This window comes from Faecalibacillus sp. H12 (assembly GCF_013361255.1).
Classification (GTDB): domain Bacteria; phylum Bacillota_I; class Bacilli_A; order Erysipelotrichales; family Coprobacillaceae; genus Faecalibacillus; species Faecalibacillus intestinalis.
The window spans coordinates 1-13249 of record NZ_JABWDK010000043.1 but is presented as its reverse complement, the minus strand read 5'-3'; the positions used below and the strand labels follow the sequence as shown (position 1 = coordinate 13249).

The 13249-nt window shown below is 28.3% G+C and carries 17 protein-coding genes; 12 read left to right on the top strand and 5 right to left on the bottom strand.

Translation table 11 applies throughout. The features are described 5' to 3' along the window. Positions 1-49 precede the first annotated feature (49 nt). Positions 50-688 carry a DUF1287 domain-containing protein gene (locus tag HUU89_RS13665; protein ID WP_175302052.1) on the bottom strand — a complete coding sequence of 213 codons (639 nt, stop codon included), beginning with the start codon at positions 686-688 and terminating at the stop codon, positions 50-52. After that, on the bottom strand, positions 688-1353 hold the full coding sequence (locus HUU89_RS15345) for a tetratricopeptide repeat protein (protein ID WP_234697824.1): 666 nt from the start codon (positions 1351-1353) through the stop codon (positions 688-690). Before HUU89_RS15345 ends, HUU89_RS13665 begins: the two co-directional genes overlap by 1 nt. Positions 1354-1441: 88 nt before the next feature. On the opposite strand from HUU89_RS15345, the gene HUU89_RS13655 reads away from it, so the two are divergent. Further along, entirely contained in the window at positions 1442-2275 is an 834-nt protein-coding gene (locus HUU89_RS13655; RefSeq protein ID WP_119362900.1) for a hypothetical protein, read from the top strand. After that, positions 2268-2723 carry a hypothetical protein gene (locus HUU89_RS13650; RefSeq protein ID WP_032091698.1) on the top strand — a complete coding sequence of 152 codons (456 nt, stop codon included), beginning with the start codon at positions 2268-2270 and terminating at the stop codon, positions 2721-2723. Before HUU89_RS13655 ends, HUU89_RS13650 begins: the two co-directional genes overlap by 8 nt. A gap of 4 nt (positions 2724-2727) precedes the next feature. Here HUU89_RS13650 and sspI read toward each other — a convergent pair whose 3' ends face one another. Beyond that, positions 2728-2922, bottom strand: coding sequence for a small acid-soluble spore protein SspI (gene sspI / locus HUU89_RS13645; protein WP_022001886.1), 195 nt, complete (start codon positions 2920-2922; stop codon positions 2728-2730). Between the two features lie 46 nt (positions 2923-2968). On the opposite strand from sspI, the gene HUU89_RS13640 reads away from it, so the two are divergent. From HUU89_RS13640 to HUU89_RS13630, 3 genes are read left to right on the top strand one after another with little or no spacing between them, the layout of a single operon-like run. Continuing rightward, entirely contained in the window at positions 2969-3637 is a 669-nt protein-coding gene (locus tag HUU89_RS13640; protein WP_147579683.1) for a M48 family metallopeptidase, read from the top strand. Continuing rightward, entirely contained in the window at positions 3634-4350 is a 717-nt protein-coding gene (locus HUU89_RS13635; protein ID WP_175302051.1) for a TrmH family RNA methyltransferase, read from the top strand. The genes HUU89_RS13640 and HUU89_RS13635 overlap by 4 nt, the downstream gene beginning before the upstream one ends. Positions 4351-4352: 2 nt before the next feature. After that, a complete protein-coding gene (locus HUU89_RS13630) occupies positions 4353-5132 on the top strand; it encodes an HAD family hydrolase (protein WP_175302050.1) in 780 nt (259 codons plus the stop codon). A gap of 61 nt (positions 5133-5193) precedes the next feature. Here the strand turns inward: HUU89_RS13630 and HUU89_RS13625 are convergent, their stop codons facing one another. Then, a complete protein-coding gene (locus HUU89_RS13625) occupies positions 5194-5868 on the bottom strand; it encodes a hypothetical protein (RefSeq protein WP_175302047.1) in 675 nt (224 codons plus the stop codon). Between the two features lie 279 nt (positions 5869-6147). On the opposite strand from HUU89_RS13625, the gene HUU89_RS13620 reads away from it, so the two are divergent. The 7 genes from HUU89_RS13620 to HUU89_RS13590 are packed head-to-tail and all read left to right on the top strand — an operon-like array spanning position 6148 to position 11760. After that, a complete protein-coding gene (locus HUU89_RS13620) occupies positions 6148-7233 on the top strand; it encodes an SIS domain-containing protein (protein WP_117347335.1) in 1086 nt (361 codons plus the stop codon). 9 nt (positions 7234-7242) lie between these two features. Beyond that, entirely contained in the window at positions 7243-7680 is a 438-nt protein-coding gene (locus HUU89_RS13615; RefSeq protein WP_117347334.1) for a PTS sugar transporter subunit IIA, read from the top strand. Between the two features lie 14 nt (positions 7681-7694). Next, entirely contained in the window at positions 7695-8183 is a 489-nt protein-coding gene (locus tag HUU89_RS13610) for a PTS sugar transporter subunit IIB (protein ID WP_117347333.1), read from the top strand. A gap of 14 nt (positions 8184-8197) precedes the next feature. Next, positions 8198-8983: a PTS mannose/fructose/sorbose/N-acetylgalactosamine transporter subunit IIC gene (locus HUU89_RS13605; RefSeq protein WP_117347332.1), complete on the top strand. Its 786-nt coding sequence runs from the start codon at positions 8198-8200 to the stop codon at positions 8981-8983. Next, positions 8983-9822, top strand: coding sequence for a PTS system mannose/fructose/sorbose family transporter subunit IID (locus HUU89_RS13600; protein ID WP_227392499.1), 840 nt, complete (start codon positions 8983-8985; stop codon positions 9820-9822). The genes HUU89_RS13605 and HUU89_RS13600 overlap by 1 nt, the downstream gene beginning before the upstream one ends. An 11-nt stretch (positions 9823-9833) precedes the next feature. Next, positions 9834-10928: an SIS domain-containing protein gene (locus HUU89_RS13595; protein ID WP_117347874.1), complete on the top strand. Its 1095-nt coding sequence runs from the start codon at positions 9834-9836 to the stop codon at positions 10926-10928. Between the two features lie 37 nt (positions 10929-10965). Continuing rightward, complete coding sequence (locus HUU89_RS13590) at positions 10966-11760, top strand: HAD family hydrolase (protein WP_175302049.1); 795 nt, start codon at positions 10966-10968, stop codon at positions 11758-11760. 610 nt (positions 11761-12370) lie between these two features. Here HUU89_RS13590 and HUU89_RS13585 read toward each other — a convergent pair. Beyond that, the gene (locus tag HUU89_RS13585; RefSeq protein WP_175302048.1) at positions 12371-13096 is read right to left on the bottom strand and encodes a GntR family transcriptional regulator; all 726 of its coding nucleotides are present in this window, start codon (positions 13094-13096) and stop codon (positions 12371-12373) included. Between the last annotated feature and the right edge of the window lie 153 nt (positions 13097-13249).

Here is a 13249-nt window from a genome sequence, read left to right as displayed (position 1 = left end):
CCCTAAAGTTGTCCCCTAAATAATTTGGCTTTCCCCCTAAATTATTTGGTTACCCAATACGATAATGACCAATAATGTCATTTCTTTTTTCTAAAATATCTTCTTCATAATAAAGTTGATGAGGATAAGCATGGTGAATCACGAAAGTGATTCCCTTTTTATTTCGATAATTAGAAACAATACCAATATGTTTTTTAAAGATAACAATATCGCCACCTTGCCACTTATCTAAATCATAAATATCGAGAGTCAAAGATAGGGCGTGTCTTTTAAAATAAACATTTAAATTTCTTACTCGACGAAAATCAATATTTTTATCTGGATGTTCAACTTGATAACTTTGAGGATTTTCTCTAATATCTTGATCTACAAGAATTTGTAGATCATAACCTGTATTCAATAAGCCAAAAGCGACAACATCACTACATACTCCATAATGGTCTGTTGGGTAACCACCTTGATAATACTTACTTTTGTATAGAGGTTTTGTTTCAATATATTTTCTAACGTTTTGTACAATATCACTTTGATCGTCAATACCATCATGATCTTGATCATTTATGCTTTTATAAGTTTGAATACCAAAATCATCATTTGTATATTTTGGATGAGGTAAAAGATTATTTTGATAAAAAATGTAAGTAAGAATCAAAATGATCGGTATGAAAATAAGAAAGAATTTCTTCATTATTTACCACAACATTTTTTATATTTTTTACCACTTCCACAAGGACAAGGATCATTACGCCCCACTTTGATGACTTTTGTTGGTTTTTTCTTACCAAAATCATTTTGTTGCTTTTCAATTTGAGCATATTGTAAAGCAAGTTCTTCTTCATTTATTGCTTTAAAAAGCTCAATGACATGATGAATAATATTTTCTGTTTCAATATTATATTCGATAGATAGAGGTAAATGTTTTTGAATCATATTTTTTAATTCTTGTAAGTTATTTTGTTTATAAAGACATGAAAAATAAGCATCCATAATTTCATAATCATAAGGGTAACGTTCAAGTAATTCTTGAAAATATGAAATTCCTTGATCATTATCTTGATAAAAATAAGATAAAGCTAAGTTTTTATAAAAAGGGCAAAGATATTTATCATCTTTAAAATAATTCATAAAGTCTTGATGAAATTCTATACTTTCTTGGTATTTCTTTTCTTGAATAAAAAGTTGACTTAATTGATTGAATTTTTCTTGAAGATGATAATTAAATCCAAAGAGTTGACCAAGTTCCAATAAACTTGGTTGATTTTCAAGATAAGCTTTAAATTCATTCCATAACTGGTAAAGCTCATTTAAATGATTTGTATTTTCTATTTCTTTTAATAATATTTCTTTTTCCATGAGAAATCCTCCTTTTTTAAATCATATCATATTATGTCATATTTGGTAAAAACAAAACTATTGTGTATAATAGTTGTGGTGAGAAAATATGGATCAAAAACATAAATCAAATTTAATTATTACATGTTTATGCCTGATAATCGTTTTTGTTTCTTTACTAACAATGTATGATAATTTTTCTTTTCATACATATAATACAAAAACGTATTATGATTATTTTTTATCATTAAATCATCAAGGCTTTACTTTACAGGATTATGAGCTTTATAAAGATCAATCAAATTATCATTGTGGAGATGGGACACTTGTTTTAGGAAAAATCGATTCTCTTGTAGACGGACAAGATATTGATGTCATAATTCAAATAAATAGAAAACAACATATTGATTATTCTTTAAAATATTTAGAGGGTGGAAGTTATTCTTTAGAAAATAAGGAAGATTTAAAAAATATAAAAGAAATCAAAAATGTTCAGTTAATCATCAAAGATGATAACCAAAAGATGGTTTATCAACATACTTTAAAATTAAAACAAGTTGAAAAATTAGCATGTTCTTCAAAAACATTTAAAGTAGAAAATGCATGTGTCAGTGATGATTTTATGAGGCTTGGGTATTTAACGTCTACAGATGAAGATTTATTGAAGAAATATCCAAATATTTCATTAGAATATCGTTATTTAAAAAGTAATAAATTAAATGATAAAAATGATAAGAATTATGTTGTATTTAAAAAAATAAATGGAAAGACTAAAGAAATTGTTAATCAAAAAATCTATCAAACATATAATCATGATTTAAATCAAGGATCTTTAAAAAAGAAAAAATTAAGTGTTGTTATTATTTTATCAAAAGATCAAAGTCAAAAAAGTTATGTTTTCAAATTAAACTTTTCAAAGGAAAATGGTGGTTTGTATGAATAAAGAAAGATACTTAAAATTAAAAAAAGATTTTATTGTTTTATATCTTGCAAGAAATGGAATCATGACTTTTTTAATTACACTTTTTACATTTAGTTTGGATTTATCAAATTATTATCAAATATCCTTTCCAGCAACAATACCATACATCTTTTTTAATAATATTTTTACATTAATGTATTTTTGCTTATTATGGATTTTTAATTATTTGCTTTTTGAATTGTTTAAAATCATTAATGATTGGTATGATGAAAATCATCATCAAACATTAAAATTTATGTATCATGAACATAATTATTCAATCTCATGGATGATGTATGTAATCATGGCTATTTTACTTGTTATTATACAAATTGTTCAATTGCCAACATTATTTCATATAGATGCCTATTTGATGTTTGGATTTATGATTTTACGTTCACTGAAACAAATATATAAAAATAGACTCTAAGAGTCTATTTTAATAAATGACTAAGACTGTCAAGTAATTCATCTTTTGAGCTTAAAGAATTATAATAAGTTTCAAAAAGAACACCAAGCCCTGGTAAGACGGTTTCTTCTTTAGAAGCAATACCACTTTCAATAATCTCTTTAAGTTCACTACTTGAACAAGCATGTAGTCTTTGAAATATAGCTTGTCGAATATCCATTTTATCACTCCTTAAAAAGAGTGACCCAAAAAGGAGAAAAATATACATGGTAGAAACTAAAATAATTATTTTAGATCAACAAGAAATTGTTTATAAAATTCATTATAAAAGAATTAAGAATTGTTACTTAAGAGTAGAAAAAGGAGAAGTGGTAATTCGTTGTTCACCGCTGTTTCCTCAAAGTGAAATAGAAAAATTGATTAGAAATCATCAAGAAGAAATACTTGAACAAATAAAAGGATATGTTCCTAAATATAACTATCAAGAAGATGGTTATGTTTATTTGTTTAATCAAAAATATCAAATTATTTTAAAAGATATGAATATCAAAAAATGTGCCATTCATGATCGTCAAATCTATGTTTATTCAAAAAATATCCAAGCAACCATTGAAATGTTTTTAAAACAAGAATTGATGAATTATTTAAAAGAAAGAATAGATTTTTATTTAAGTACGAGCTTTCATCATGCTTTTCCTGAAATTCAAATTAAGAAAATGAAAAGAAGATGGGGTGCTTGTTTTTATCAAAAAAATAGAGTGTGCTTTAATTTAGTATTAGCACATATTGATTATGCTTTAATTGATTATGTTATTGTTCATGAACTTTGTCATTTTCTTGAAGCAAATCATTCAAAAGCATTCTATCATGAAATAGAAAAAAGAATGCCAGATTATAAAGAAAGAGAAAGATTATTAAAGGATGTGGGTATATGATTACGTCAATGCAAAATAAAACGGTTAAAGAATTATTAAAATTAAAACAAAAGAAATATCGAAAAGATTATTATTTAGTAGAAACAAATCATTTAGTAGAGGAAGCAATCAAAGCTAAACAAACAGATTTGATTATTTCAACTGAACCGGTTGATTTAGGTGTAGAAAATTTAGTAGTATCTAAAGAAATTATGGAAAAACTTGCTTCTACTAAAACACCTCAACCTATTATGGCAAGATGTTTTATTCAAAAAGATAAGAAATTAGTTGATGGGAAAAGATATTTGATTTTAGATTATCTACAAGATCCTGGAAATATTGGAACACTTATTCGTACAGCACTTGCTTTTGGCATAGATCAAGTGATTTTATCTAATGAATGTGTGGATCTTTATAATGATAAATTACTGCGATCAATGCAAGGAGCACACTTCCATCTTTCTTGTCTTTATGGGGATTTAAAAAAAATTATTCCTGCTTTAAAAGAAAAAGGTGTCTGTGTTGTAGGCAGTGCTTTAGAAAATGGAAGACCTATTCATGAAATTAAAAAACAAGAAAAGATGGCCTATGTTTTAGGAAATGAAGGGAATGGGATGGAAAAAGAGATTATCGACATTTGTGATCAAATTGCCTATATTCCAATTACAACCATTGAATCATTAAATGTGGCTGTGGCAGGAAGTATTATGATGTATCATTTTCAAGGAGAATAGGTATGGATAAGATATTATTTTTTGACATTGACGGGACACTAGGACAACATGGTGTTATTACAGAATCAAATTTAAAAGCACTGCATTTATTAAAAGAAAAAGGATATAAGACGTTTATTTGTACGGGAAGAGCTCCATTTTATGCCAAACGTTTATTTGGTGATCTTGTTAGTGGAATTATTAGTTGTAATGGACGTTATATTCTTTATGAAGGAAAGAAGCTTTATAGTAGAGCTTTTACTAAGAAACAATTAGATTATTATGTACATAAACTTGATCAAGGAAAACTAGGGGCGATGTTTGTTAGTGATGATAAAGCTTTAAAATATCATTTAGATCAAAAACAAGAAGTTGATTTAGAAAAGGAATATGGTATTGAACATCTTGTGGATTCTTTAGAAGGAGATTTTTATACGTTTGATATGTTTTATCAAAGTCAAGAACATTACCAAACAATGGTTGAAATCTTTAAAGAAGATTTAATTATTAATGATCATGGCGGAATGGGTTCTTGTGATTGTTCAACAATTGAATTTGATAAAGGTAGTGCGATTGCCTATCTATTAGATTATTTCCATATTGATAAGGATAATGCTTATGCATTTGGCGATGGTTATAATGATCAAGCGATGTTTAGAGAAGTAGGACATGGCATTGCGATGGGTAATGCAGTAGATGTTTTAAAAGAAAAGGCAACTTATATTACCGATAATTTTGATCAAGAGGGTATTTTAAAAGCACTTTATCATGAAAAAGTGCTTAATGAAAAAGATAATTATTAATTAATAAATCCAGAAGTTTTTTTCTTCTGGATTTACTGTTTATAGGATTCTTTTGATTAAATTAACTTTTCTTTTTTCGTAAAACAATTGTTCCTGAAACAACAATAACACTTATAATAAGTAGTGAAGTATAAAGGGTAATATTTGTATTATCACCTGTTTTTACAGCCTTGGATTGTGTGTTTTTAGTAGTGACTTTTGTTTCTTTTTTTACTGTTTCAGTTGTTTTTGGCTTTTCTGTTTCTACTGGAGATGGTGTTTTTGAAATCTCTACAGGAATATATGCAGATTTAGAGGTATAGATTTCTGTTTCATCTAGACAAAAATTAAACCACATTTCAATTTGTTTGATTTTTGTCCAATCGAGTGGGTCATTAGAACCGATTAATGTTTTTACATTTTTTAAATCATCATTTTTGAAAGTAATTGTACCGTTTCCGTTTTCGTCAAGATCAATTTTGGGTTCTACATAAATTCCACCTAAAGATGCTGAATCATCCCAAACATACATTTCCGATAATTTAATTGTTGTGTTCTTTTTTGATTGAACATTTAAAACAATATCATTTTCTCCAGTCCATTTATCCATAACTAAAGTAATAGAAGGCTTATCTTTCTCTGAAATTACAGTATTTCCTTCTGGTTGATGTGTTTTTTCTGCATAAACAACTGTAGATAAAAGTGTAGTTAAGGATAATGCAAGTAATGCTTCTAAAACTAATTTTCTTTTATTCATATTCTTCTCCTTTTCAATGAAACTTATCCTCAATAACAATACTAAATGATTATTTTTTTAGATAAAATTATCTGTTTAATGTATTGTACTTTTTTATCTGAGAGTCAATATTTATTAGTGAAAAGTAAATATTAATGATAAAATTTGTAAGCGCTTTTTGAATGAAAATATCAATAAAAAGTATATTCTATGATAAATAATTATTAATTTAATAAAAAGCATTGATATATGTATATATGTATAATAAAATGTATATACAAATAAGAAAGGGGAAACGGAATGAAAAGAGATTACGGAGATATGTATCAATACATATTAGAATCAAAAAAAGCGGTTAGAAATATTATTTCTAACCATGAAGAAATCTTTCATGATGCTATTGAATACTTTTTTAATGGCAACTATGAACAAATTTATGTGATAGGATCTGGTACATCTTATCATGCTGCATTAGCTGCAAAAAATTTAATGGAAAAAGTATTACAAATGAAAGTATTTGCTTCATATCCTATTGTATTTAAAGATGAAAGAATTTTCAACAAAAATACTTTAGTTATGGGACTTTCACATGCGGGAATGTCGGCATCAACAATTGCGGGGTTGGATAAAGCAAAGGCAAATGGTTTTGGAACAATTGCGATGACTGCTGAAAAAGGAAGACCGGTTGAACATCATGGTGATGTAAAACTATATGTTGATATCGGGGAAGAAAAAGCAGGCCCAAAAACAAAAGGGTATATTGGATCAATTGTAACATTTATGATTTTTGCTTTAAAGGTTGCGTTAAGGCAAGAAAAAATCACACAAGATGAATTTGATGATTATTTAAGAAGAATGCAAGCAAGTGCGGATGCAATTCCAGATATTGCTGAAGCTACGTCAAAATGGTATTTACAAAATAGAAATGATTTAATGAAATGCCGTCGTTTATATGTCATTGGTTATGATAATTGTTTAGCGGATATGATGGAAGGAACATTAAAAATTTGTGAAGCAGTGCGATATAGTGTTCAAGGTTTTGAGTTAGAAGAGTTTATGCATGGTATTTATCATTGTATTGATGAAGATACTTATATGTTATATGTATGCTCAAAGGGTCAATATTATGATCGTATTCTAAGATTGAAAAGATATTTTGAAGAAGAAAGACATAGTCACAATTTCTTGATTACACATGAAAACACAAATAATTCAAAGGATTTAGTTTTTCCGTTTACAGATGATCAAGAATTTGCTGTATTGCAATACATTGTTCCAATGCAAGTACTAGCTAGAAAACTTTCATTAGATTTAGGGATTGATTGTAATATACCAAGTGATCCACAATTTCATTTTAAAATGAATAGTTATTTAAAAGAAGGATAGGTGAATTAAATGGCAAACATTATTTTGTTTTCGCATGGACAACTGGCAACAGGATTAGCAGATTCTTGTAAACTTATTATTGGAGAAAATCATTTTAAAGTTTTAAATATTTTATTGGATCAAAATATTCAAGAAATTAAAAATAACTTAGATGTAATGATTCAATCGTTTGATGATAATCAACCAGTTATTGTTGTTACTGATATTCCTGGAGGAAGTACAACACAAACAGCTATTCAAAGAATTTCAGATAACAAGTTGCTTTATGTTGTAACTGGCATGAATTTAGGATTAGTAATGAGTTTATCTTTTTTATCACTTTCACAAGATGATGAAGATAATAAAAATAAAATTAGAGATGCGATTGAAGAATCACAAAAGGGAATCTATTTAGTTAATGATGTTATAAGTTGTAATGATGAATTATCAGACGATGATGATTTATAAAAGGGGGATAAAAAATGATAGAAGTATTAAGAGTAGATGATAGGTTATTACATGGACAAGTTGCTGTATCTTGGACACGCCATTATAAGGTGGATGTTATTTTAGTAGCTAATAATCATTTAATTACTGATAAAGATATGCAAGTTGCATTTAGATTAGCTACACCATCAGGAGTAACACTTTCAATGAAATCTTTACAAGGAGCGGTTAATGTTATTAATAATCCAAAACATGCAATGCGTAAAATTATGGTCATTACTAAAGATTTGAATGATGCAAAATTTGTGTGTGAACAAACTAATGGAGCAATTAAAGATATTTTATTAGGTGGACTTAGAAATGGAGAGGGTAAAAAACAAATAGATATGAATTCATATATGAGTAAAAATGATATTCATGTTATGGATGAACTTGAAAAAGAAGGATATCATGTTTTTATGCAATCTGTTCCTACTTCCCAAAAATTAAGTACAGAAGAAATTAAAGATAAATTTAATAAATAGAAAGGGGAATAATAATGAGTATAGTTCATGCTTTACTACTTGGTTTGTTAGGTGGTATTGGAATATGGGATAGTAGAATTGGCGGTATGTGGATGTTAGATCGTCCATTAGTATTAGGTCCAATTGTAGGTTTGATTTTAGGTGATTTTAAAACAGGGATTATTGTTGGCGGTTCGTTAGAATTAATTATGATGGGAATTGTTGGAATTGGTTCTGCTACACCACCTGATACAGTTTCTGGTGCAATTTTGGCAACAGCATTTGCAATTGTATCTAAGTTAGATGTCTCAGCAGCGGTTGCTTTAGCTTTACCGATTGCTACATTAGGACAATTGGTGGGTATTTTTGTAAGAACTGCTAATGGTTATTTTGTACATATGGCAGATAAAGCTGCTGAAAATGCGGATTTTTCTGGAATTGATAAAGCTTTATGGGGAGGCGCAATTTTATTTTTTGTAAGTTATTTCTTATTAGTATTTTTAGGCGCATTTTTAGGATCTTCAGTTATTGGTGCATTTGTTAAAATGATTCCTCAATTTGTCACAGATGGGTTAAATGCAGCAAGTGGTATGTTACCAGCTTTAGGTATTGCAATTTTAATGCAATTATTATTTGATAAGAAAAATGCGGCATTTTTCTTTATTGGATGGGCGATGACAGCATTATTCTCTGTTAATACAGTGGGAGCAGCTGTTGTTGGAACTGCAATAGCTTATACAATTTATCAATATACAATCTCTAATAAGAATCATAACAATTCTGTTGATATGATCTCTGATGATTTAGGAGGAGAATTATAATGGAAAATAAAGAACTCGAAACTCAAGATACGGTTATGACACCAGATGTATATAGAAAAACATTTTGGCGAACATTTCCTTTGCAAGCATGTTTTTGTTTTGAACGTATGCAAAATGTTGGTTTTGCTTACATGATGATTCCAGCATTAAAAAAGTTATATAAGAATAAAAAAGATATTTCAGATGCTTTAAAAAGACATTTAGCTATTTTTAATACGACTCCTGCAGTTGTCAGTTTTATTGCTGGTGCGGCAATTGCCATGGAAGAAAAATTTAAAAAAGCTAAAGATAAAGGCGAAGAAGTTGATGAGGAATCAATTAATGCTGTAAAAGCTGCTTTGATGGGTCCGCTTGCTGGAATTGGTGATTCTTTTTTCTGGGGAACATTTAGAATTATTGGTGCAGGTATTGGGACAAGTCTAGCTGCTAAAGGAAGCATTTTAGGAGCTATCTTATTCTTATTGATTTATAATGTTCCACATTTGATTGTTCGTTATTTTGGATTGAAAATTGGTTATAAAAGTGGAGTTGGATTTTTAGCAAGTATGAATGAAGGTGGTATGGTTGCAGTATTAACTGAAGTTGCTAAAATACTTGGTCTTATTGTAGTTGGATCTATGTGTGCTTCCATGGTTGCAATTACAACACCATTTGTATTTAAACTAAATGGAACAAAAATTGTTTTACAAGATATTTTTGATGGTATTATTAAAGGTTTCTTACCATTAGGATTTACATTTATTATTTATGCATTATTAGAAAAAGGAATGAAAAGTACTACATTATTATGGGGAATCTTAATCCTTGGTATTGTATTATCTTTCTTTGGTATTTTATAATGAAAACAAATATGTATGATTATATATGTGAAACACCGGATGTTCTAACATATATTATTAATAATAGAAAAGAAATAGTTCAAGAATTTGTAAATGAATATAAGGATAAAAAGATTGATCAAATCTATGTGATTGGTTCTGGAACATCATATCATGCTGGATTATCTGCAAAAAATTATTTAGAAGAAATCTTAAATATAAAAGTTTTTTGTATGTATCCTACACAATTTTCTAGAAGTGAAAAAGTATTTAATAAAAATACATTAGTCATTGGTATGTCACAAGGTGGACAAAGTTTATCGACAGTTGAGGGATTAGATGCAGCTTCAAAACGAGGCTTGATGACAGCATCTGTTTCAGAAAATCCTACTGCTTTGATTTTTGAACATGCACAAACTCAAACAAGAATTGAAGTTGGAAATGAAAAATGCGGTGCAAAAACTAAAGGATATGCTGGAACAACCGTAACGTTGATGATGATGCTAAGTGAACTTGCTATTATTAAAGGAATTTTAAAAGAAGAAAAATTCAAACTCTATAAAGAAAGAATGTTTAATGTAATTCATAATATGCCATTAGTTGTAGATGCAGCTACAAAATGGTATGGAAGAATCAAAGATGAGTTCTTACCGGCAAAAAGAATTATCGTTGTAGGATATGATGGTAATTATGCAGATGTTTTAGAAGGTGCTTTAAAAGTTTTAGAAACTGTGCGCCAAGGTGTAACAGGATATGATATTGAAGAATTTTTCCATGGAATTTACAATTCTATTACAGAAAGTGCACATATCTTTTATCTTGCTTCTAAAGGTGATTATAAACCACGTACTTTGAAACTTATAGAAATATTAAAAGAATGGACACCTCATAATTATTTGATTGCATCACCAGAAGAGATTGAAAACCAAAATAAAAATGATTGCATTGTTGAATTTGTTGAAGATCCATTATTTTCTCCTTGGGAATACATTATTCCAATGCAAGTTTTAGCTTGTTTAGCACCACAAGATTTGGGAATTAATCCAGATATTCCAAAAGATCCACAATTTCATGCACGAATTGGAAGTAAAAAACTTGACGGATTAAGAGACCAATATAAGAAATAACGCGAATTAAAAGAAAAATGTATAAATAGAGGTTAAAATGAAGTTACTAGCAACAGATATGGATGGAACATTTCTAAGAGATGATAAATCCTATAGTGAAGAATTTAATGATTTATATAAACAAATGTTAAAACAAGATATACAATTTGTCATTGCATCAGGTAATCAATATGAAGCACTAGCCTGTAAATTTGATGAAGAAATCAAAAATGATCTTTATTATCTTTGTGAAAATGGTACAAAGATAGTTTATCAAGGGAAAACACTTTATAAAAAAGCTTTAGAAAAACAAGATGCTCAAGAAGTTCTAGATATTTTAAAAGAAGATCAAGAATGTATGCTTGTTGTTTCTGGAGATAAACATGCTTATATTTCTAAAAATTTTGAAAATAAAAAAGACTTTATTTCATTATTTATGAAAAATGTTCAATTTGTAGAAAGCTATGATGATATTGAAGATGATATCTTAAAATTCTCTATTGCTAGTTTTGATGATCAAATGGAACAAAGAATTGAAAAAATTCAAAAGCAATTAAAACCACATCTTAAATTAGTAACAACAGGTAATGTATGGTTTGATATCTTTTACAAAGATGTTAATAAAGGAACAACATTAACGCAGCTTTTAGAAATCTTAAATATTAAACCAGAAGAAGCAGGAGCCTTTGGCGATCAAATGAATGATTATGAAATGTTACAAACAGTAAAATATGGTTATGCGATGGCTAATGCCATGCCACCTGTTAAAGAGGTTGCTTATCAAGTTATTGATAGTAATGAAAATGATGGTGTTATTTTAAAGATAAAAGAAATTTTAAAAGGAAAGTGTTAAAATAACTTTTGAAACATTCATAACGCACATAAAAAAGGTGTGAGAGATGATAAAAAATCATCATTGTTTAAAATATCAAAGATGATATCAAAAGAAGCAACAGAGTAAGGACCATGTCTTCAATTAAGACAGCGTGGGTAGAATTACAGGAAGGATATTTGAGTCTTAATACCCTGATGGTGTGATTTCAATCAAAGATATCGATATGGCGGTCATAGTAGGCATGAATGATTAAACCATTGGAATGACAGTTTGGGTATTAAAGATGATTAAAATTCAAAAAAACGATTTTATCATATTGAATTTGAGAAATATACTTGATTTTGTTTGAAAGTTTTATTATTATCATCGTGTTCTTATGGACTGGATAAACATCTCGCCTGCCAAAGTTAGATGTTTATCCATTTTTCTTTCTATAATTTTTTTGACCTTAAGAGTATGATAAATGATTTATGGAAATAACAAAATAGACATCAAGAAAATACCCCAAAAAAATTAACAGCCAAAAGTAAAATCCAGGAGCTGCTACCCCTGGATTATTTATAGCTTGAGAAATCCCCACAGTTTTTTAATTACACATAAAAATAATCCATTAAATGAGAATTGTTATTTAATTATCTTTAAAGATTGTTTTTAATGAATATGTGTATTGATCCCCTCGATAATAGGTAGAAATATATTCGAAAGGAGTTCCATCTGATAAAAAAGTAACATGTTGACTTTTAAAAAGAGCTATATTGTCAACCTTTAATAACTCTTTTTGTTTTTTTGTTGGCATAACAGCTGAATATTGTGCATCAATACCTTGAATTTGATACCCAAGCTTCTTTATATATTTGTAAAGAGAGTTTTCTAAGACCTGGATGTCTAGAGATGGAATGATATGCGTTGATAGATAAGTATAACTAATTGCTATTGGAATATTATCACCGGTTCTAAGACGTACAAAATAGTGGATAAAGTCTTCATCTGATAGTTTTAAAGCATCTCTTACATGAGGAACTTCTTTGCCTTTAACAAGTTTATATCCAATTAGTTTTGCTCCGGGTACTTTGCCAGTCGAAATCATATCTTCTGTAAAACTTCCAGTAGATCCAAGCTGTAAATTTTTTATTGTTCGATAATCTTTCACAAATGAGCCTTTTCCAGCAATTCTTTCAACGAGACGTTTTTCACATAACATCATAATAGCTTTATTAACAGTCATTCTAGACGCATTATACATTTCACATAGATTTTTTTCTGTTGGAATTTGATCACCAGGCTTTAATTCGTTGTTTTTGATTTGCGATTCTAAATCACTCATTATTTTTATATATTTTGGATTCTTTGACATTTTTTTACCTCTTACATATCGATTATACCATATTTATAAATGTATATACAATTATTATGTAGGCGATTTCAGAAATATGAAAAAATATGAAAATATGCTGCTAAAGTGAAAAGTTAAATTCCACTTTAAAAAAATGAAAAATAGAAGTAGAAT

Excerpts from the sequence above, each read along its gene's own strand:
- HUU89_RS13615 (WP_117347334.1), top strand. The coding sequence starts at position 7,243 with ATGGCAAACATTATTTTGTTTTCGCATGGACAACTGGCAACAGGATTA.
- sspI (WP_022001886.1), bottom strand. The coding sequence starts at position 2,922 with ATGGATATTCGACAAGCTATATTTCAAAGACTACATGCTTGTTCAAGT.
- HUU89_RS13600 (WP_227392499.1), top strand. The coding sequence starts at position 8,983 with ATGGAAAATAAAGAACTCGAAACTCAAGATACGGTTATGACACCAGAT.
- HUU89_RS13585 (WP_175302048.1), bottom strand. The coding sequence starts at position 13,096 with ATGTCAAAGAATCCAAAATATATAAAAATAATGAGTGATTTAGAATCG.
- HUU89_RS13620 (WP_117347335.1), top strand. The coding sequence starts at position 6,148 with ATGAAAAGAGATTACGGAGATATGTATCAATACATATTAGAATCAAAA.
- HUU89_RS13655 (WP_119362900.1), top strand. The coding sequence starts at position 1,442 with ATGGATCAAAAACATAAATCAAATTTAATTATTACATGTTTATGCCTG.
- HUU89_RS13650 (WP_032091698.1), top strand. The coding sequence starts at position 2,268 with ATGAATAAAGAAAGATACTTAAAATTAAAAAAAGATTTTATTGTTTTA.
- HUU89_RS13640 (WP_147579683.1), top strand. The coding sequence starts at position 2,969 with ATGGTAGAAACTAAAATAATTATTTTAGATCAACAAGAAATTGTTTAT.
- HUU89_RS13665 (WP_175302052.1), bottom strand. The coding sequence starts at position 688 with ATGAAGAAATTCTTTCTTATTTTCATACCGATCATTTTGATTCTTACT.
- HUU89_RS15345 (WP_234697824.1), bottom strand. The coding sequence starts at position 1,353 with ATGGAAAAAGAAATATTATTAAAAGAAATAGAAAATACAAATCATTTA.
- HUU89_RS13605 (WP_117347332.1), top strand. The coding sequence starts at position 8,198 with ATGAGTATAGTTCATGCTTTACTACTTGGTTTGTTAGGTGGTATTGGA.
- HUU89_RS13610 (WP_117347333.1), top strand. The coding sequence starts at position 7,695 with ATGATAGAAGTATTAAGAGTAGATGATAGGTTATTACATGGACAAGTT.
- HUU89_RS13635 (WP_175302051.1), top strand. The coding sequence starts at position 3,634 with ATGATTACGTCAATGCAAAATAAAACGGTTAAAGAATTATTAAAATTA.
- HUU89_RS13590 (WP_175302049.1), top strand. The coding sequence starts at position 10,966 with ATGAAGTTACTAGCAACAGATATGGATGGAACATTTCTAAGAGATGAT.
- HUU89_RS13625 (WP_175302047.1), bottom strand. The coding sequence starts at position 5,868 with ATGAATAAAAGAAAATTAGTTTTAGAAGCATTACTTGCATTATCCTTA.
- HUU89_RS13595 (WP_117347874.1), top strand. The coding sequence starts at position 9,834 with ATGTATGATTATATATGTGAAACACCGGATGTTCTAACATATATTATT.
- HUU89_RS13630 (WP_175302050.1), top strand. The coding sequence starts at position 4,353 with ATGGATAAGATATTATTTTTTGACATTGACGGGACACTAGGACAACAT.